14 protein-coding genes and 1 pseudogene are annotated in these 18,158 nt (G+C 70.4%); 10 read left to right on the top strand and 5 right to left on the bottom strand.

Features of this window, described 5'->3' with window-relative positions:
* Nucleotides 1-33: 33 nt before the first annotated feature.
* Nucleotides 34-813 (bottom strand): transcriptional repressor LexA, encoded by a 780-nt coding sequence (lexA, locus tag ACF1GV_RS32525; protein ID WP_363266257.1) that lies wholly within the window; start codon nt 811-813, stop codon nt 34-36.
* Nucleotides 814-1,403: 590 nt separating this feature from the next.
* Between lexA and nrdR the strand changes: the two genes are divergently transcribed.
* Nucleotides 1,404-1,979 carry a transcriptional regulator NrdR gene (gene nrdR / locus ACF1GV_RS32520; protein ID WP_391687925.1) on the top strand — a complete coding sequence of 192 codons (576 nt, stop codon included), beginning with the start codon at nt 1,404-1,406 and terminating at the stop codon, nt 1,977-1,979.
* A 166-nt stretch (nt 1,980-2,145) separates the two neighbouring features.
* Complete coding sequence (locus ACF1GV_RS32515) at nt 2,146-5,040, top strand: vitamin B12-dependent ribonucleotide reductase (RefSeq protein ID WP_391687922.1); 2,895 nt, start codon at nt 2,146-2,148, stop codon at nt 5,038-5,040.
* Between the two features lie 93 nt (nt 5,041-5,133).
* Here ACF1GV_RS32515 and ACF1GV_RS32510 read toward each other — a convergent pair whose 3' ends face one another.
* Entirely contained in the window at nt 5,134-5,667 is a 534-nt protein-coding gene (locus ACF1GV_RS32510) for a TerD family protein (RefSeq protein ID WP_391687919.1), read from the bottom strand.
* Between the two features lie 154 nt (nt 5,668-5,821).
* On the opposite strand from ACF1GV_RS32510, the gene ACF1GV_RS32505 reads away from it, so the two are divergent.
* From ACF1GV_RS32505 to ACF1GV_RS32495, 3 genes are all read left to right on the top strand, one after another.
* Nucleotides 5,822-6,427: a YdbC family protein gene (locus ACF1GV_RS32505; protein ID WP_363266253.1), complete on the top strand. Its 606-nt coding sequence runs from the start codon at nt 5,822-5,824 to the stop codon at nt 6,425-6,427.
* 84 nt (nt 6,428-6,511) lie between these two features.
* Entirely contained in the window at nt 6,512-7,171 is a 660-nt protein-coding gene (locus tag ACF1GV_RS32500) for a histidine phosphatase family protein (protein WP_391687916.1), read from the top strand.
* A 12-nt stretch (nt 7,172-7,183) separates the two neighbouring features.
* Entirely contained in the window at nt 7,184-8,089 is a 906-nt protein-coding gene (locus ACF1GV_RS32495) for an ADP-ribosylglycohydrolase family protein (protein WP_391687913.1), read from the top strand.
* A gap of 452 nt (nt 8,090-8,541) precedes the next feature.
* Here ACF1GV_RS32495 and ACF1GV_RS32490 read toward each other — a convergent pair whose 3' ends face one another.
* Nucleotides 8,542-10,089 carry an MFS transporter gene (locus tag ACF1GV_RS32490; RefSeq protein WP_391687910.1) on the bottom strand — a complete coding sequence of 516 codons (1,548 nt, stop codon included), beginning with the start codon at nt 10,087-10,089 and terminating at the stop codon, nt 8,542-8,544.
* Between the two features lie 184 nt (nt 10,090-10,273).
* Between ACF1GV_RS32490 and ACF1GV_RS32485 the strand changes: the two genes are divergently transcribed.
* The 3 genes from ACF1GV_RS32485 (at nt 10,274) to ACF1GV_RS32475 (ending at nt 12,429) form a co-directional block, all read left to right on the top strand.
* On the top strand, nt 10,274-10,897 hold the full coding sequence (locus ACF1GV_RS32485) for a TetR/AcrR family transcriptional regulator (protein ID WP_391687907.1): 624 nt from the start codon (nt 10,274-10,276) through the stop codon (nt 10,895-10,897).
* A gap of 144 nt (nt 10,898-11,041) precedes the next feature.
* Complete coding sequence (locus ACF1GV_RS32480; protein ID WP_391687904.1) at nt 11,042-11,743, top strand: ribonuclease HII; 702 nt, start codon at nt 11,042-11,044, stop codon at nt 11,741-11,743.
* A gap of 68 nt (nt 11,744-11,811) precedes the next feature.
* Nucleotides 11,812-12,429: a hypothetical protein gene (locus ACF1GV_RS32475; RefSeq protein ID WP_391687901.1), complete on the top strand. Its 618-nt coding sequence runs from the start codon at nt 11,812-11,814 to the stop codon at nt 12,427-12,429.
* A 434-nt stretch (nt 12,430-12,863) separates the two neighbouring features.
* Here ACF1GV_RS32475 and ACF1GV_RS32470 read toward each other — a convergent pair whose 3' ends face one another.
* Both ACF1GV_RS32470 and ACF1GV_RS32465 read right to left on the bottom strand, forming a co-directional pair.
* The gene (locus tag ACF1GV_RS32470) at nt 12,864-13,484 is read right to left on the bottom strand and encodes a hypothetical protein (protein WP_391687898.1); all 621 of its coding nucleotides are present in this window, start codon (nt 13,482-13,484) and stop codon (nt 12,864-12,866) included.
* A gap of 363 nt (nt 13,485-13,847) precedes the next feature.
* Nucleotides 13,848-16,013, bottom strand: a complete 2,166-nt coding sequence (locus ACF1GV_RS32465; protein WP_391687895.1) for a RecQ family ATP-dependent DNA helicase — start codon at nt 16,011-16,013, stop codon at nt 13,848-13,850.
* Between the two features lie 263 nt (nt 16,014-16,276).
* Here ACF1GV_RS32465 and ACF1GV_RS32460 point away from each other — a divergent pair, with 263 nt between their 5' ends.
* Nucleotides 16,277-17,764, top strand: a complete 1,488-nt coding sequence (locus ACF1GV_RS32460) for a DUF4192 domain-containing protein (RefSeq protein ID WP_391687892.1) — start codon at nt 16,277-16,279, stop codon at nt 17,762-17,764.
* A pseudogene (locus ACF1GV_RS32455) lies at nt 17,685-18,040 on the top strand (glycogen debranching protein); the annotation flags it as partial. The gene ACF1GV_RS32460 and the pseudogene ACF1GV_RS32455, both read left to right, overlap by 80 nt.
* Nucleotides 18,041-18,158: the final 118 nt, after the last annotated feature.

The following is an 18,158-nucleotide window of genomic DNA, read 5'->3' as shown; positions in this document are numbered from 1 at the left end:
GCGGCCGTACCGGCGTGGTCGCCGCAGCGGCGCTCAGACGCGGCGCAGAACGGCCACCACCTTGCCGAGGATCGTTGCGTCGTCACCGGGGATCGGCTCGTATGCGGAGTTGTGCGGCAGCAGCCAGACGTGGCCGTCCTCGCGCTTGAAGCGCTTGACCGTGGCCTCGCCGTCCAGCATGGCGGCCACGATGTCGCCGTTCTCCGCGACCGGCTGGCGGCGCACGGTGACCCAGTCGCCGTCGCAGATCGCCGCCTCGATCATCGAGTCACCGACGACCTTGAGCACGAACAGCTCACCGTCACCGACGAGCTGCCGCGGCAGGGGGAAGACGTCCTCGACGGACTCCTCGGCGAGGATCGGGCCACCGGCGGCGATCCGGCCCACCAGCGGGACGTACGACGCGGCCGGCTTGCCCGCGGTGTCCGTCGGCTGGATCGGGGCCGCCTGGTCGGAGCCCCGTACCTCGTAGGCGCGCGGGCGGTGCGGGTCGCGGCGCAGGAAGCCCTTGCGCTCCAACGCCATCAGCTGGTGGGCGACGGAGGACGTACTGGACAGGCCGACCGCCTGGCCGATCTCCCGCATCGATGGCGGATAGCCCCGGCGCTGCACGGAATCCCGGATGACCTCGATCACCCGGCGCTGGCGATCGGTGAGCCCCGAGCTGTCGGCCCGGATGCCTGGAGGTCGCCCCGGCAGGGAGCGCTTGGGCCCCTCGGGGTTCACGGCTTCGTTCATCACATGCACCGGCTCGAGTCGGCCCTGGGAGCGGTCCTGGGCGGTGATGGTGGCGCTGTCTGCGGTGGTGGTCACGTCGGCCCCTCTCGGTGGTCTCCCTGCCAGCACAACGGTAGTTGCTTTCGAAAGGTTGCGCCAAACACACGTTCGAGTGAAAAACCGTGATTCGCGTGACGCGATCGTGTGTCCGGGTGTATGGCTGACGTGGTCCTTGGCGGGCAAAAGCGCCCATTGCTGTACTCTTCACCGCCGGGTGCCGACCCTGTGATGCGTCGCTCCAGTCTGCCACCCGGCTTCCCGGGCACCACGAACCGGCCCCGCCCTGTGCGGGAGTCCCACCCGATCTCCGTGCGGCGCCCACGGTATCTCCGTGATCTGCCGGAACGATACGGCCGGACGCGCAGTGCCGTACCTCTGTCGGCCCCGCGTGTCGCGCTCGGCCGCGTTCCGGCGCGGCAAGAGTGCCTTACAGGCGCGACACGCACGCGTGGTGTGGATGTATGCGCCAAGCCCCACATCTAGTGGTTGGATGGCTACCGCAGCCCACAAGTTGTGGTCCCCCTGGTCTCCGAGCGCTCGGCGATCGCCTATGCTTGGGGCTGCTTCGCGGGGCTCATGAGGCCCAGCGAGGCTATTGAGTCTGCTGTGAGGAGGGTTGGGAGTTCATGCACTGCCCCTTCTGCAGGCACCCCGACAGCCGCGTGGTCGACAGCCGTACGACCGACGACGGCACGTCGATCCGCAGGCGCCGTCAGTGCCCTGACTGCTCCCGTCGTTTCACGACGGTGGAGACGTGCTCACTGATGGTGGTCAAGCGGTCCGGAGTCACCGAGCCCTTCAGCCGCACCAAGGTCATCAACGGTGTGCGCAAGGCATGCCAGGGACGGCCTGTCACCGAGGACGCGCTCGCCCAGCTCGGCCAGCGGGTCGAGGAGGCCGTGCGGGCCACCGGGAGTGCCGAGCTGACCACCCACGACGTGGGGCTGGCCATACTCGGCCCGTTGCAGGAGCTCGACCTCGTCGCCTATTTGCGGTTCGCCTCGGTCTACCGTGCGTTCGAATCGCTCGAGGACTTCGAGGCCGCCATCGCGGAGCTCAGGGAACAGACCGGACGCCCCGCCGCGGTCGACGAGGACCGCGAAGGCGACGCAGGCGCAGGCGCCGGCGCGGGGAGCCAGGAAAACGAACGAGGGTCATCGGGGGCGGTCCAGGTCCCCGAACCCGCGAGCGCCGCCGACTGAGCGACGGGCCGGACACGGGAGCAAACCTTCCGGATCCGGTCGGCGGCGGCGACACGAAGACCTGTTGCGGGCGGCAGCGAGAGGGTGCCCGCGACACCAGACAGAACACCGTGCCACGGGAACATCGGGGCACTTCAGGGCGTTTTCGCCCGTACAGGGAGGCGGCATGACAGAGACGGCGAGCGGTCCGGCACGAGGTTCCCGAGCAAAGGGCGCCAAGGGCACCAAGGGGCTGCGTATCGAGCGCATCCACACCACCCCCGGGCTGCACCCGTACGACGAGGTGACCTGGGAGCGCCGTGACGTCGTCATGACCAACTGGCGCGACGGCTCGGTCAACTTCGAGCAGCGTGGCGTCGAGTTCCCCGACTTCTGGTCGGTGAACGCGGTCAACATCGTCACCAGCAAGTACTTCCGCGGTGCCGTCGGCACTCCGCAGCGCGAGACCAGCCTCAAGCAGCTGATCGACCGTATCGTGAAGACCTACCGCAAGGCCGGCGAGGACCACCAGTACTTCGCCTCGCCCGCCGACGCCGAGATCTTCGAGCACGAGCTGGCCTACGCCCTGCTGCACCAGATCTTCAGCTTCAACAGCCCCGTCTGGTTCAACGTCGGCACCAAGCAGCCCCAGCAGGTCTCCGCCTGCTTCATCCTGTCCGTCGACGACTCCATGGAGTCGATCCTCGACTGGTACAAGGAAGAGGGCATGATCTTCAAGGGCGGCTCGGGCGCCGGCCTGAACCTCTCCCGCATCCGCTCCTCCAAGGAGCTGCTGTCCTCCGGCGGCAACGCCTCCGGTCCCGTCTCCTTCATGCGCGGCGCCGACGCCTCCGCCGGCACCATCAAGTCCGGTGGTGCCACCCGCCGCGCCGCCAAGATGGTCGTGCTCGACGTCGATCACCCCGACATCGAGGACTTCATCGAGACCAAGGTCAAGGAAGAGGAGAAGATCCGCGTCCTGCGCGACGCGGGCTTCGACATGGACCTGGGCGGCGACGACATCACGTCCGTCCAGTACCAGAACGCCAACAACTCCGTCCGCGTGAACGACGAGTTCATGACGGCCGTCGAGAAGGGCGGCAAGTTCGGCCTGCGCGCCCGGATGACCGGCGAGGTCATCGAGGAGGTCGACGCCAAGGCGCTCTTCCGCAAGATCGCCGAGGCCGCCTGGGCCTGTGCCGACCCCGGTATCCAGTACGACGACACCATCAACACCTGGCACACCTGCCCCGAGTCCGGCCGGATCACCGCGTCGAACCCGTGCAGCGAGTACATGCATCTGGACAACACGTCCTGCAACCTGGCCTCGCTGAACCTGATGAAGTTCCTGAAGGACGACGGCAAGGGCAACCAGTCCTTCGAGACCGAGCGCTTCCAGAAGGTCGTCGAGCTGGTCATCACCGCGATGGACATCTCGATCTGCTTCGCGGACTTCCCGACCCAGAAGATCGGCGAGAACACGCGCGCGTTCCGCCAGCTCGGCATCGGCTACGCCAACCTCGGCGCCCTGCTGATGGCCACCGGCCACGCCTACGACTCCGACGGCGGCCGCGCCCTCGCCGGCTCCATCACCTCCCTGATGACCGGTACGGCCTACCGGCGCTCCGCCGAGCTGGCCGCGGTAGTCGGCCCGTACGACGGCTACGCCCGCAACGCCGACGCCCACAAGCGCGTCATGAAGCAGCACGCCGACGCCAACGGCAAGGCCGTCCGCATGGACGACCTGGACACCCCGGTGTGGGCCGCCGCCACGGAGGCCTGGCAGGACGTCGTCCGCCTCGGCGAGAAGAACGGTTTCCGTAACGCCCAGGCGTCTGTCCTCGCCCCGACCGGCACCATCGGTCTGGCGATGTCCTGCGACACCACCGGTGTCGAGCCCGACCTGGCGCTTGTGAAGTTCAAGAAGCTGGTCGGCGGCGGCTCGATGCAGATCGTCAACGGCACCGTCCCGCAGGCCCTGCGCCGCCTGGGCTACCAGGAGGAGCAGATCGAGGCGATCGTCGCCCACATCGCCGAGAACGGCAATGTGATCGACGCCCCCGGCCTCAAGCCGGAGCACTACGAGGTGTTCGACTGCGCCATGGGCGAGCGCGCCATCTCCCCGATGGGCCACGTCCGCATGATGGCCGCGATCCAGCCGTGGATCTCCGGCGCCATCTCCAAGACGGTCAACATGCCGGAGACGGCGAGCGTCGAGGAGGTCGAGGAGATCTACTTCGAGGCCTGGAAGCTCGGCGTCAAGGCGCTCGCGATCTACCGCGACAACTGCAAGGTCGGCCAGCCGCTCTCCGCCAAGACCAAGGACAAGGAGAAGGCAGAGGTCACGGAGAAGGCCGAGGCGACCATCCGCGAGACGGTCGAGAAGGTCATCGAGTACCGCCCCGTCCGCAAGCGCCTGCCCAAGGGCCGCCCCGGGATCACCACGTCCTTCACGGTCGGCGGCGCCGAGGGTTACATGACCGCCAACTCCTACCCGGACGACGGTCTCGGTGAGGTCTTCCTGAAGATGTCCAAGCAGGGCTCGACCCTCGCGGGCATGATGGACGCCTTCTCCATCGCCGTCTCCGTCGGTCTGCAGTACGGCGTGCCGCTCGAGACGTACGTCTCGAAGTTCACCAACATGCGCTTCGAGCCGGCCGGTATGACCGACGACCCGGACGTGCGGATGGCGCAGTCGATCGTCGACTACATCTTCCGCCGCCTGGCGCTGGACTTCCTGCCCTTCGAGACCCGCTCCGCCCTCGGCATCCACTCCGCCGAAGAGCGTCAGCGCCACCTGGAGACCGGCTCCTACGAGCCGTCCGACGACGAGGTCGACGTCGAGGGCCTGGCCCAGTCGGCGCCGCGCGCCCAGGAGCTGAAGGCCGTGGCCACGCCGCAGTCGGACGCCGGTGCGACCAAGGCCGCCCCGCAGCAGGCTCACACCAACGCGGAACTGGTGGAGATGCAGCTGGGCATCCAGGCCGACGCTCCGCTGTGCTTCTCCTGCGGTACGAAGATGCAGCGGGCCGGTTCCTGCTACATCTGCGAGGGCTGCGGCTCGACCAGCGGCTGCAGCTGAGGTGAGCGCCGGCACGGCGCGCATCGACTGAGCGCGGGGCGGTGGAACCGGAGAGACGGTTCCACCGCCCCGCGGTGCTTCGCGGCCTCGCTTTCAGGACGGCCGGATCCGCCCCATCACCCTCGCGAAGTCCGCCGGGTCCTCCTCGAAGCCGTGGACGCCCGGACGGAACCCCCACTCGCCGGAGGTGTCGCGGACGAACTCCGCGACCGTCGCCGCCGTGGCCCCGAGCACCTCGCCGAAGTCGCCCTCGAACAGATCCGTGTATCCCTCGCGGATCCGCAGACCCGGATTGAGCACCCCGATGAACGTCCGGTGCGCCGACCGCTGTTGGATGACCGCACCGACGACCACGCGCGTGTACCGGCCGTCGAGCCGGTCCAGCTCGAGCGTCATGACCTCGTCCCAGCCGAAGCCCCTGCCGTCCCTGCTGTCGCGGTTGAGATAGATCGTGCCGTCCGGAGAGCGGCTGTCGAAGTGGACGACATAGTCCGGATCGCCGTACGGCTCGTCCGCCGTGTACGTCGCGGCGACCAGGTCCAGGTCGGCCGGTGGCTGCCCCGCCGGACTCGGATCCCACTTGAGTGCGACCTCGACCTTGCGGATTCCCTTGCTGAGGCCGTTCACGGACTCCCCTTCCCGACTGCCCGACCACCCTCGCCCCGAACTGCCCACTGGGCAGGGACGGTTGTCCATCCTGCCACGCACGCGTGCCTCCTCGTACGGGCAGAGTCGGCCGGACAGTGACCCCTGCCACGTTTCCTGGCCTTACGATGGCGCGGTGCTGGTCAAGTGGATTCGCTGCACCGTGGTGGACCGCCGCGGTTTCGAGCGGGGGCAGCGGAAATGGGCGGGGCTTCTGGGGGAGCCGGGCTTCAGAGGGCAGGGGGGTGGCTGGAGCCGGAAACGCCCCGAGGTCGCGAACCTCTTCGCCTTCTGGGAGAGCCGCGCCTTCTACGACTCCTTCATGGCCCGCTCCCATGACCGGCTGGCGGCCGCGCAGGCCGGCACCTTCAAGGACGCGCAGGTCCGGCTGTTCGACTACCGCTTCGACGTGAAGACCGGATTCGAGCCGCGCTTCACCGACGCCGACCTGATCCGGGCCGCTCTGTGCCGGGTCAACGAGGAACGCGTCGAGCACTTCACGCTGATGCAGGAGAAGGTCTGGAACCCGGCGATGGCCGGCTCACCCGGCATGATCCGCGGGCTGTTCGCAGAGGCTCCGGGGCACGAGTTCCTGGTGCTGTCGATGTGGCGCTCGGCCGCCGAGCACGGCAAGTACCGCACCGAGAGGGTGGAACGCCTGGCCCTGCGCGCCCAGACCGAAGCGGACATCGCCTCTCTGTCGGGTGAGATCGTGGACCTGGAACCCACCTGGACCGTGTGACCCGGCGCCCGCTCGGATGTGACCTACGCCGTATGAGCCCGGTCCGATTACCCGGTCGGCCGACACCCGATCTAGGGTTTCGGCATGGCACGACCACGGCGCATCGTCCTTGTCCGGCACGGTGAGTCAACCGGCAACGTTGATGACACCGTGTATGAACGCGAGCCCGACCACGCCCTCGCTCTCACCGAGCGGGGCTGGCAGCAGGCCGGGAAGACCGGCAAGCGACTGCGCGAACTCTTCGGCCAGGAGCAGGTCAGCGTCTACGTGTCCCCCTACCGCCGTACGCACGAGACGCTGCGCGCCTTCCACCTCGATCCGGAGCTCATACGGGTACGGGAGGAGCCCCGCCTGCGCGAGCAGGACTGGGGGAACTGGCAGGACTGCGACGACGTCCGCCTCCAGAAGGCCTACCGGGACGCCTACGGCCACTTCTTCTACCGCTTCGCCCAAGGGGAGAGCGGCGCCGACGTGTACGACCGGGTCGGCGGCTTCCTGGAGAGCCTGTTCCGCAGCTTCGAAGCCCCGGACCACCCGCCGAACGTGCTGATCGTGACCCACGGCCTGGCCATGCGCCTGTTCTGTATGCGCTGGTTCCACTGGACCGTCGCGGAGTTCGAGTCGCTTTCCAACCCGGGGAACGGCGAGACGCGGATGCTCGTCCTCGGGGACGACGGCAAGTACGCGCTCGATCGGCCGTTCGACCGCTGGCGAGATCCGGAACCGTACGGGATCACCGGATAGAGTGGCAGGGCGATGACCGCTGATTCCTCTTTCGACGGGCGCCTCGTCCGTGCCCTGAACAGCCTGCGCGGACTGGCGGTGGGGGACGCGCTGGGTTCCCAGTTCTTCGTTCCCGCGAACTATCCGCTGCTCAAGAGCCGCGAACTGCCGCCGGGCCCGTGGCAGTGGACCGACGACACGGAGATGGCCTGCTCCGTGGTCGCCGTCCTCGCCTCCCAGCAGCGCATCGACCAGGACGCCCTGGCCCGTTCCTTCGCCGAGCACCACGACTTCGACCGCGGATACGGCCCAGCCGTCAATCGTCTGCTGCGGCTGATCCGCGAGGGCGGCGACTGGCGTGAGCTGTCCGCTGCGCTCTTCAAGGGACAGGGCTCCTGGGGCAACGGCGCCGCGATGCGGATCGCGCCGCTGGGCGCCTGGTACGCCGACGATCCCGAGCAGGCCACCCACCAGGCGGAGATCTCCGCGTACCCGACGCACCAGCACCGCGAGGCCGTGGTCGGCGCCATGGCCGTGGCCGCGGCTGCCGCACTGGCCGCCGCTCCGGGCGGTCCGCCCGGCCCCGAGGCACTGCTGGACGCAGTTGTCGCGCTCGTACCCAAGAGCGCTGTCGGACAGGGCCTGCGGCGCGCACGGGACATGCTCGACTACGGCGACGCCGCGACCGTCGCCGCGGTGCTCGGCTGTGGTCGGCGCACGAGCGCCCACGACACGGTTCCCTTCGCGCTCTGGTCGGCCGCGCGGTCCCTCGGCGACTTCGAGGAGGCCTTCTGGACCACCGCTCAGGTGGGCGGCGACGTGGACACCACCTGCGCCATCGTGGGTGGCGTGCTGGCCGCCGGGAAGGCGGGCGGACCGCCGGCGGCCTGGGTGGAGCGGACGGAGGCGCTGCCGGGCTGGGTACCGGTGTCCGGTTGAACGGTTGGTTGTCGGCCTGAGAGGTCGGGCGCTGTCCCGCCAGGGTTGTCCGGCCGGCGTGCGCCTGGGTGCTCCCGTTGCCGGGCCGCCGCTCACGTACGCAGGGAAACTCTCCGTGCCGGACGGGAACTCTGCGTAATCGCCGCGCGTTGTCCCGTCAGTCGCTGGTATTGCGACGCTGCCTTTGCGGCGCGGCGATATGTGCCGCTCGAGTGGGCGGCACCGACGGATCGGGGGTGGTCATGCGGATGCTGGTCTTGATTCTGGGGTGGGCCGTGGTGGCCGCCTTGCGGTTGGCTGTCCTGCGGTTGCCGTCGCTCCGGCAGTGGTGGCCGCCCGGACGGCAAGGACGGTGGCCGGCCGAAGGGGTGCGGATGGCCGGACCGGCGTTGCCGTCGTCGGTCTCCCGGGCGCGCTGCGACCATCCGCCGTCCTGTGTGGGCCCCTCCGGATCAGGCCATCGGTCCGGCCGTGCCCGCCAGCGCCTCCAGATCGCTCTTGCGGACCCGGATCACCACCCACGCGGTGACCAGGGCGAGGGCCGCCATGGCCGCGGCGGGGACGAACGCCGAGGAAATGCCGTGGGCAAGCACCTCGTGCCCCCAGGGGGCCGGCAGCTGGTGCGTCCTGGCGAACTCCGCCTTCTGCTGTGCCGTTGCGTCGGCGAGGAAATCGGGCACCTGCTTCCGCGCCTCGTCCCTGCTCGCCGAGCCGAACACGGTGGTCAGGATGGACAGCCCGAGCGAACCGCCCACCTGCTGCGTCGCGTTCAGCAAGCCGGACGCCGCGCCCGCCTCGTGCTGGGCGACACCGGAGACGGCCGTGACCGTCACCGTCACGAAGTTCAGGCCCATGCCGAAGCCGAAGATCAGCATCGGGCCGAGCACGCCACCGACGTAGGTACTGTCCGGGTCGATCATGGCCTGCCAGGCCAGCCCGACCGCCACCAGCGCCGAGCCGGTGAGCAGGAACGGCTTCGGGCCGAGCACGGGCAGGAACCGCTGGGACAGACCCGCGCCGATGGCGATCGCGACCGTCACGGGCAAGAAGGCGAGACCTGCCTTGATCGGGCTGTAGCCGAGCACGTTCTGCACGAACAGCACGATGTAGAAGAACATCCCGAACATCGCCGCGGCCAGGCTGAGCATGATCACGTAGGTGCCGGAGCGATTGCGGTCGGCGAACATCCGCAGCGGGGTGATCGGCTCCTTGGCCCGCCTCTCGGTGAACACGAAGGTGACCAGGAGTACGATCGCGGCGGCGAAGGAGCCGAGGGTCAGGCTGTCCCGCCAGCCCTCCTCCGCGGCGCGGATGAAGCCGTACACCAGGGATGCCATACCGGCCGTCGAGGTCAGTGCCCCGGCGATGTCGAAGCGCCCCGGGTGTCGCTCGGACTCGGTGATGTACAACGGTGCGAGCGCGGCGATCAGCAGCCCGATCGGCACATTGACGAACAGCACCCACCGCCAGTCCAGCCATTCGGTGAGCATGCCGCCGGCCAGCAGTCCGATCGCACCGCCGCCCGCGGAGACAGCGGCGAAGACACCGAAGGCCCGGTTGCGCTCCGGGCCCTCGGGGAACGTCGTGGTGATCAGCGCCAGCGCCGTCGGCGATGCGATCGCGCCGCCCATGCCCTGCAATGCCCGGGCGGCCAGCAGCTGCCAGGGCTCCTGGGCCAGTCCGCCCAGCAGGGAGGCGAAGGTGAACAGCAGGATGCCGGTCATGAAGACGCGGCGCCGGCCGAGGATGTCTCCGGCCCGCGCCCCGAGCAGCAGAAGACCGCCGAAGGTGAGCGTGTACGCGCTGACCACCCAGGTGAGGTCGGTAGTGCTGAACTTGAGCGCGTCTTGAATGTGCGGAAGGGCGATATTCACAATCGTCGCGTCGAGTACCACCATGAGTTGGCAGGCCGCGATGACGGCGAGTGCGATGCCGGGATGCCCCTCCCGGCGAGCCGCACCTGGTTTCTGGTCCTGGACGAGTTGAGAGGTAGTGGCCATGGGTCCCCCACAAGAGCCTTAGTGAACGATGGCGTTCACTGTCGCGTCCACGGTAGTGAGCCCCCATAGAGAACGCAAGCGTTCACTTTGTGGTCGGCTGCTCGGCGTGTCCCCCGCCCCTGCCGTGCCGCAAGCCCCGTTGCCCCACGACACCCCGCCCTCTCTGCCCGCTGGAGACACTCGGATGGTTACCTCGCGCTGGACGGCCACCCCCGCACGGGCGGCCGCTCCCCGCCGGCGCGGCGCCGTGCTCGAACGCGCGATCCTCGACGCCGCGCTGGAGCAGCTCAGCACGGTCGGCTGGAAAGGCCTCACCATGGAGGGCGTCGCCGCCGGCGCCCAGACCGGCAAGGCGGCGGTCTACCGCCGCTGGCCGTCCAAGGAGGACCTGGTCGCCGACGCACTGCAGGCCGGACTGCCGGCGCTGGACGGCGCCCCGGACCTCGGCAGCGTGCGGGAGGATCTGCTGGCGCTGTGCCGGCGCTCCCGCGACGCCATGTTCTCGCTCCCCGGACTCGCCCTGCGGTCCGTGATTCACGAATGCGATCCGATGCAGGCCGAGCGCTTCCACACGGTCATCGTCGACGGAGTGGTCCAGCCGATGCTGGAGCTGCTGCGCGAGATCATCGAGCGGGGCATCGAACGGGGCGAGGTACGGGCCGGCGCCGCGAACGGCTATGTCCTGGACGCCATTCCGGCCATGATGATGTACCGCGCCAAGATGTGCGCCAGCGAATGGGGCGACCAGGACATCGAAGAGATGGTCGACCAGTTGATGCTTCCGCTGCTGCGACCGGGCGGCGACTGAGGGCGGGCCGCGGGTGCGTCGTCAGGTCACAGGGGCTTGCCGTCGGGAGGGGGAGGGGCTTGTTGCCGGGTGAGGAAAGGCTTGTCGTCGGGAGGGGGACCGGGGTGTCGCTCAAGGATCACGGCGGCGTACGCTAAGGACGCCATGCCGTACGAAGCACCTACTCACACCGTCGAGCGCTCCCTGCGCGCCACGACCGGAGCAAAGGTCATCGCCGGTGTCGACGAGGTGGGGCGCGGCGCCTGGGCCGGTCCCGTCACCGTCTGCGCTGCGGTCACCGGGCTGCGCCGGCCCCCCGAGGGGCTCACCGACTCCAAACTGCTCACCCTCAAGCGACGCAACGAGCTCTCGCAGGCGCTGCTGAAGTGGGTGACGGCGTACGCCCTCGGGCACGCCACCCCCGAGGAGATCGACGACCTGGGGATGACAGCCGCGCTGCGGCTTGCCGCGGGACGGGCCCTGGAGGCCCTGCCCGTCCGTCCCGACGCGGTGATCCTCGACGGGAAGCACGACTACCTCGGCACACCGTGGCAGGTCCGGACGGTGATCAAGGGGGACCGTTCGTGCGTGGCGGTCGCGGCGGCCTCGGTCATCGCCAAGGTCCAGCGCGACAAAATGATGGCCGAACTGGGCGTCGAGCATGCACACTTCGGTTTTGCGGACAACGCCGGGTACCCCTCGCCCGTGCACAAGGCCGCACTGGCCGAGTGGGGACCCACCCCCCACCACCGGTTGTCGTGGGCGTATCTTGATGCGCTGCCCCAGTGGCGGCATCTCAAGAAGGCCCGCAGCTGGGCGGACGGAAGCGTTCCGGAGATCGAGGGCCAGCTCGGCTTCGATTTCTGACCGTTTCGCTCGCACTCATGTGCCACCCGTTCACATGAGTCGCACCAACGTTTGATAAATATCAGCCCATGCCTCTCATTCCCGAGGAGCCTCAGATTCACGAGAGTGCCCAGGGTCCCCGCGCCACTCCGGCCAGTGGCCGCACCGCGCCGACCCCTCGTCCCGTACCCGGTCCCCGCCCCGCGGCTCCGGCCCGCCCCGGCCGTCCCGGCCCCCTCCGGCCCACGCCTCCGGTGCAGCGCACGCCCCGCGAAGCGGTTCCGGCCCAGCCGACACCGGCAGCCGCCGCCCCGGCGGCTGCGCAGATCCAGCTGATCCCGGCTTCGGTCGAGGGTGCCCTCGACGCCGCCGAGGAGGCACTGGACCTGCTCCTCGACTCCGGCCGCGCCCCTGGTGACGTGCTGGTGATCACCACCGGCGAGCAGCACCCGTGGGCCACCCACGAGCTGTCGTTCGGCGAGACGTCCTACTGGGCGCAGCACGATGCGCGCGACGACGTCTTCTATGCCGACGCCGCCGTGGTCGGCCGTGCTGCCTCCCGGCCCGTGGTCGTCGTCGCGCTCAACGGTGGAACCGACGCCGCTGCCGCGACCGCACTGTCCCTCGCTCACGGCAAGGCCGGCGCCCTGCTGATCGTCTGCGGCGACCCGCAGAAGATCAACGCTGTGCTGGGCGCGGGAGTCTGACGGCCCGCCGACGGCCTCGGCCGCACCGTCCGCGGCCCGTCACGGGCCGACCGGACGGGCCGGTGATCGACGGTTACCGGGTCATTGCGGGCCACGGTTGCCAGGCCCCGTGTGGGCCGCGCCGCCCTGGAGATGCGCCGTACCCGCTGGGTGACAGCGGCTGCGGCCGCTCGAGTGGCCGGACTGTTTCCGCGTCCGGGCTGTTGTACGGCACAGAGCCGGTTTGCATCCGCTCCCGCTGGGCTCGGCGCAGGAGCCCGGCGGGGCAGTAGGTGCGGGCTCGGCCCGTGTGAGGCATGGCCCGTAAAGCCGGGCGCGAGGGTGGGTCATGGGCCTGCCGCGGCCGACGGCTTCGGTGAGTTTTCGGTGGCTTCCCTCAGCGCGGCCAGTGCCGTGAGTCGGTGAGCCCGCACGGTCCCGGTGAGCCCGTCGCGTCAGCGGGCCGCTGCCCGGCGCAGGATCTCCGACGCGACGCCGCCCGTGCGGGGCAGCTGAGGCGGCGCCTCGGCCGTTGCAAAGGGTTCCGGTGCGGAGGAGGCGTGGGGGCGGCGGCCGCCGCGGCCTTCGCCGAGGACCTGCCAGCCGTCGCGCGTCAGGGTGATGTAGGCCCCGCAGCGCAGCCCGTGCAAGGTGCAGGCGTCACGCAGGCCCCACATCCACGCGCCGTCCTCCTCCGTCCAACGTGCGTCGCCCTCACGGCAGTACAGCAGCACCGCGGTGCGCACCGGAGTACGGCGCCGCAGGTCGTGCGGGATCACCCGGCGCAGCTGGGACAGGAGTACGTTGCGGAACAGCCAACCGTCGGCCGGCGCCGGGCGGCGGGTGAACGACGCGCTCGCCCGCAGCCGCTCGTCGGGGTCGAGAACGGCCACGATCGCGGTCGACGGCCCAGGCTGGTGCCGGGCGTGCAGTCCGCTGACGACTTCCCTGGGGTTGCGCAGCAGAGGGATTCCCGCGGCGGCCCACTCGGCGGGTTCGAGCAAGCGGCTGGCGGACGCGGCGGACGCGGACGTCGACAAGGACGCCGCCGAGGACGGAGCGAATCCGAAGGTCACGTTCCTCCCTTCGGCTACGCGCCCATACTGCGGGCGAGTCGGATTCGGGGGAGCCCACACCGCAGCAGAGCTCTGCCGGACCACGGGCGGGCCGCGCGGGGAGCGGACTTCAATTCTTCCTGTCGAACTTGGATGCGGCAACGAGCAATTGGGGCCACAGACCGGTATGAGCTGGTGTGAGGCTTATATCTCGGCGTTGTATTTCTTCCCCCGTTCCCGGCCGCTGATGCACCGCCACGGCGCGGGCGGAAGGCACCACGGAGAGTGAGAGACGACCGCGGCAGGGCCGAGCAACCGGCGGCTCGGCGCGGTGGGCGGGCCGCTGCTGCGCGCCGGCTCGCGTCTCCGCGCCGAGCCGGTGGCTCAGCCCTGCACCGCCAGGACGAGCGGCAGCACCCCGGGCGCCCCGGCCCGTCGGAGCAGCCGTGCGGCGACCGCCAATGTCCAGCCCGTTTCGGTGAAGTCGTCGACGAGGAGGACCGGGCCCTGGGCCTCTTTCAGGGCGGCGGCCAGTTCCGGCCCCACCGTGAGGGTGCCCGTGAGCGCCTTGACGCGCTGGGCGCTGTTACTGCGCGCGACCGGAGAGGCATCGGGTGCGTACTCGACCGATCCCAGGAAAGGCAGGCGCCCGACCTCCGCGATCCGCGTGCCGAGGGAAGCGATCAACTGCGGTCGGCTGCGCGAGGAGAGCGTGACGACACCGACCGGGCGGGGAGGGTTCTCCTCCGCTCCCGAGGCCCAGCCGCCGGGCCCCTTGGCCCAGTCGGCCAGCACGCCGATCACGGCCTTCGCCACATCGTCCGGAACCGGCCCGTCGGGCGTCTGCGGTGCCAGCAACGGCCGCAGCCGGTTGCCCCAGCCGATGTCCGACAGACGCCCCAACGCCCGCCCTGCACCCGCCTGTTCCCCGGCCGGAATGCGGCCCTTGAGTTCGATGCCGATGGCCGGCAGGCCCGTCGGCCACATGCGCCGCGGCTCGACCTCGACACCGGCCCGGCCCAGGTCGACGCGCGCCGCGTCCACCGCGGACGCCGAGGTGTCGGCCGTGAAACGGGATCCCGCGCAGTTGTCGCAGCGGCCGCACGGCTTGGCTCCCTCGTCGTCCAGTTGCCGCTGCAGGAACTCCATGCGGCAGCCCGTCGTTGACGCGTACTCCCGCATCGCCTGCTGTTCCGCCTTGCGCTGCCGCGCGACCCAGGCATAGCGCTCCGCGTCGTACGTCCACGGCTGCCCGGTCGCGATCCAGCCGCCCTTGACCCGCTTCACCGCCCCGTCCACGTCGAGGACCTTGAGCATCGTCTCCAACCGGGACCGGCGCAGCTCCACCAAAGGCTCCAGCGCCGGCAGGGACAGGGGCCCCGCGGCTCGCCCGAGGACGTCGAGCGTGCGTCGCACCAGGTCCTCCGAGGGGAAGGCGAGCGAGGCGAAGTACTCCCAGATGGCCTCGTCCTCCCTGCCCGGCAGGAGCAGCACCTCGGCGTGCTCCACACCGCGGCCGGCGCGGCCGACCTGCTGGTAGTAGGCGATCGGCGAGGAGGGCGAACCGAGGTGGACGACGAAGCCGAGGTCGGGCTTGTCGAACCCCATGCCGAGCGCGGAGGTGGCGACCAGAGCCTTCACCTTGTTGCCGAGCAGGTCGTCCTCGGCCTGCTGCCGCTCCGCGTTCTCGGTCCGCCCGGTGTACGACGCGACGGTGTGACCGCGCTGTCGCAGGAAGGCGGTGACCTCCTCGGCGGCGGCCACCGTGAGCGTGTAGATGATGCCGGAACCCGGCAGCTCGTCGAGATGGTCGGCGAGCCACGCGATCCGGTGCGCGGCGTCCGGCAGCCGCAGCACGCCCAGCGTCAGGCTGTCCCGGTCCAGTGGGCCGCGCAGCACCAGGGCGTCGGAGGTGTCGCCGGTGCCGAGCTGTTCGGCGACATCGGCGGTCACCCGGGCGTTGGCGGTGGCCGTGGTCGCGAGCACCGGCACTCCCGCGGGCAGGTCCGCGAGCATGGTCCGCAGCCGCCGGTAGTCCGGCCGGAAGTCGTGCCCCCAGTCGGAGATGCAGTGGGCCTCGTCCACCACGAGAAGGCCGGTGGCGGCCGCGAGCGCGGGCAGAACCTGGTCGCGGAAGTCGGGGTTGTTCAGCCGCTCGGGGCTGACCAGCAGCACGTCCACCTCACCGGCGGCGATCTCGTCCTGTACGGTCGCCCACTCCTCGGTGTTGGCCGAATTGATCGTGCGGGCGTGGATGCCGGCCCGGGCCGCCGCGTCCACCTGGTTGCGCATCAACGCGAGCAGGGGGGAGACGATGACCGTGGGCCCGCTGCCCCGGGCCCGCAAGAGCGAGGTCGCCACGAAGTAGACCGCGGACTTTCCCCAGCCCGTGCGCTGCACGACCAGGGCACGGCGTCTGTCCGCGACGAGCGCCTCGATCGCCCGCCACTGGTCCTCGCGCAGTCGCGCCGCGCCGGTCGGGTCCCCGACGAGACGGGCGAGGACCGCGTCGGCGGCCGCCCGGAGATCCGCGTTGCTCGTGTGCTCCATGTGTCCATACAACAGGACGCCACTGACAATCCGGGTACGGCGTCCGCCGGCTCGCTCGGCTGGGGCTCCGGTGGCGAGTGACGGCTCGCGCAAGTGAGCCTTGCGTGACGGCCGACGGCTCGCTCCGCAGGCCCTCGGGAGGCCCTCGGCCGGTCCTTCGGCGAGGGCCCGGCCACGGTGGTCGGACGCCGCGTTGACGCGTCCCTGACCGGACTTATCCACAGCCCCATCCGGAACATTGAAATCCGCGAGATCGTCTCCGCATGACGAACCACAGCGAAACCACAGGATCCTTCGAAAACGACGCGTTCCGCCACCTTGTCGGCCCCTTCGGACCCGACGACCTCCCCGCACACCAGGTGACCCTGCGCACCCCTGCCGAGCTGGCCGACGCCCTGCCCTACCTGCTCGGCTACCGCCCCGAGGACAGCATCGTCCTGGTCGCCCTGCACGACCACGGCGGACGCGGCCGGTTCGGCGGCCGGGTCCGGCTCGGCATCCCCCGCAACACCGAGGACTGGCCTGCGGTCGCCCGTGAGCTGACCCGAGGACTCATCACCGGAAGCCGTCGGCGGGGCGCTCCGCCGGAGCAGATCGTCGCCTACCTCTGCCAGGAGCCTGCGCCCGGCGAGACGGGCCGGCAGGTCATGGAGCGGTTGCAGCCGCTCGCCCACAAACTCCGCACCGAGTGCGGATCGCTCGACGTACCGGTCATCGAGGCGTTGTGCATCTCGGACGGCCGCTACTGGTCGTACATCTGCGAGCGCGAGGCCTGCTGCCCCTCCGAAGGCACCCCGATGGGACTGCCCGGCACCTCCGTACTGGCAGCCGCGGCCGCCTACGCGGGCGTGCGGGTGCGCGGCACACTGCGCGAGCTACGGGCACGCCTGTTGCCCTGGGAGACGTCCGCCGCCCTCGAACAGGAGGTGGCCCTGGACACCGCCAGCATGGCGCTGGTCCCCCGGATCCTCGACGGCGCGGGCCGCGAGGTCGCCGAGGAGACGGTCACCTCGGCCGAACCGGTCATGCGGCGCTTGGCTGAAGCGCCACCGCTGTCCGACGCCGCCGCAGCGGACCGTCGTGACGACGAACTGCTGGACCACGACGAAGCCGCGGCCCTGATTCTCGGCCTGCAGGACCGCACCACCCGCGACCGGCTGGCCGAGTGGATGGAGGGCGACGAAGCAGGTCCCGCACTCCGCCTGTGGCGCGCACTCGCCCGTCGATGCGTCGGCCCCTACGGCGAGCACGCCGCGGCGCCCCTCACGCTCGCCGGATGGGTCGCCTGGTCGACAGGTGACGAGATCGAAGCCCGCGAAGCCCTCGCCATGGCGCTCGCCGCGGACCCCGCGTACGTCTTCGCGCGCCTCCTCCACCAGGCCGTCAACGAAGGGCTGGACCCCGAGTCGGTGCGGCGCTGCCTGCGCGCGGCGCGGGACGAACGCACAGGTGCCGCGACGTCAGCAGAGCGTCCCGGCGGCGTGGCAGAGAGCCGAGACGGCACGGACCGACCGTGCGCCGACGAGCCCTCCGCGGCACCCAGCCTTTGCGCTGGCGATCCCGCCGATGTGGACGCCGTCCAGCCTGTCACCGGTACCGGGGTGAAGGTGCCGCCGAGGTCCGGCACCGGCGAGCGGCGACGACGCCCCGGAACCGGACGCCCGCGTGCCGCAGGCGTCCTCCCTGCTGCGCGGACTCCGCGCGGCGTCGGCGGCCTTCGGGTACCGGCTGCCCGAGATGTACGGCGGTGAGCGGCGCGCCGAGGGCAGGCTCCCGCTCCCGCATCCAGCCGCCTGCCGCCCCGCCGCGACCGCGGCCGCCGCAGGGGTGTTGCTGCTGACCACGCTCGCCGGAATCCGCCCCGACGCCGCCGGCACAGTGACCCTTCGCCCCATGCCGAGCGCGCCGGTGGGCGAGCTTGTTCTGACGGCCTGAGAGTCGCCGACGCCCCGTTTTCCGTACGGGTCAGCAGACTGGGCCTGGCCATGGTCGAGGAGTCTGCCGACAGACTTCAGCTGGGCTCCTGACCATCCCGGCGCTCGCCCTGTCCGTCTCGGTCGCGATCCGCTGTCGACCGTGATCCGTGATCCGTGATGTTTCGACATGATCGGCTGTCGGCCGTGATCCACGTCGCTTCGACCGTGA

Origin of the sequence: Streptomyces sp. NPDC014006 (genome assembly GCF_043088925.1) — a bacterium.
In the GTDB taxonomy this organism is placed as follows: Bacteria; Actinomycetota; Actinomycetes; order Streptomycetales; family Streptomycetaceae; genus Streptomyces.
This window is presented reverse-complemented; position numbering and strand designations above follow the sequence as displayed.

What these genes read in the sequence shown, in the direction of transcription:
- ACF1GV_RS32485 (WP_391687907.1), top strand. Translation starts at nt 10,274, where the DNA reads ATGGTTACCTCGCGCTGGACGGCCACCCCCGCACGGGCGGCCGCTCCC.
- ACF1GV_RS32515 (WP_391687922.1), top strand. Translation starts at nt 2,146, where the DNA reads ATGACAGAGACGGCGAGCGGTCCGGCACGAGGTTCCCGAGCAAAGGGC.
- ACF1GV_RS32500 (WP_391687916.1), top strand. Translation starts at nt 6,512, where the DNA reads ATGGCACGACCACGGCGCATCGTCCTTGTCCGGCACGGTGAGTCAACC.
- nrdR (WP_391687925.1), top strand. Translation starts at nt 1,404, where the DNA reads ATGCACTGCCCCTTCTGCAGGCACCCCGACAGCCGCGTGGTCGACAGC.
- ACF1GV_RS32460 (WP_391687892.1), top strand. Translation starts at nt 16,277, where the DNA reads ATGACGAACCACAGCGAAACCACAGGATCCTTCGAAAACGACGCGTTC.
- ACF1GV_RS32465 (WP_391687895.1), bottom strand. Translation starts at nt 16,013, where the DNA reads ATGGAGCACACGAGCAACGCGGATCTCCGGGCGGCCGCCGACGCGGTC.
- ACF1GV_RS32490 (WP_391687910.1), bottom strand. Translation starts at nt 10,089, where the DNA reads ATGGCCACTACCTCTCAACTCGTCCAGGACCAGAAACCAGGTGCGGCT.
- ACF1GV_RS32480 (WP_391687904.1), top strand. Translation starts at nt 11,042, where the DNA reads ATGCCGTACGAAGCACCTACTCACACCGTCGAGCGCTCCCTGCGCGCC.
- ACF1GV_RS32495 (WP_391687913.1), top strand. Translation starts at nt 7,184, where the DNA reads ATGACCGCTGATTCCTCTTTCGACGGGCGCCTCGTCCGTGCCCTGAAC.
- ACF1GV_RS32475 (WP_391687901.1), top strand. Translation starts at nt 11,812, where the DNA reads ATGCCTCTCATTCCCGAGGAGCCTCAGATTCACGAGAGTGCCCAGGGT.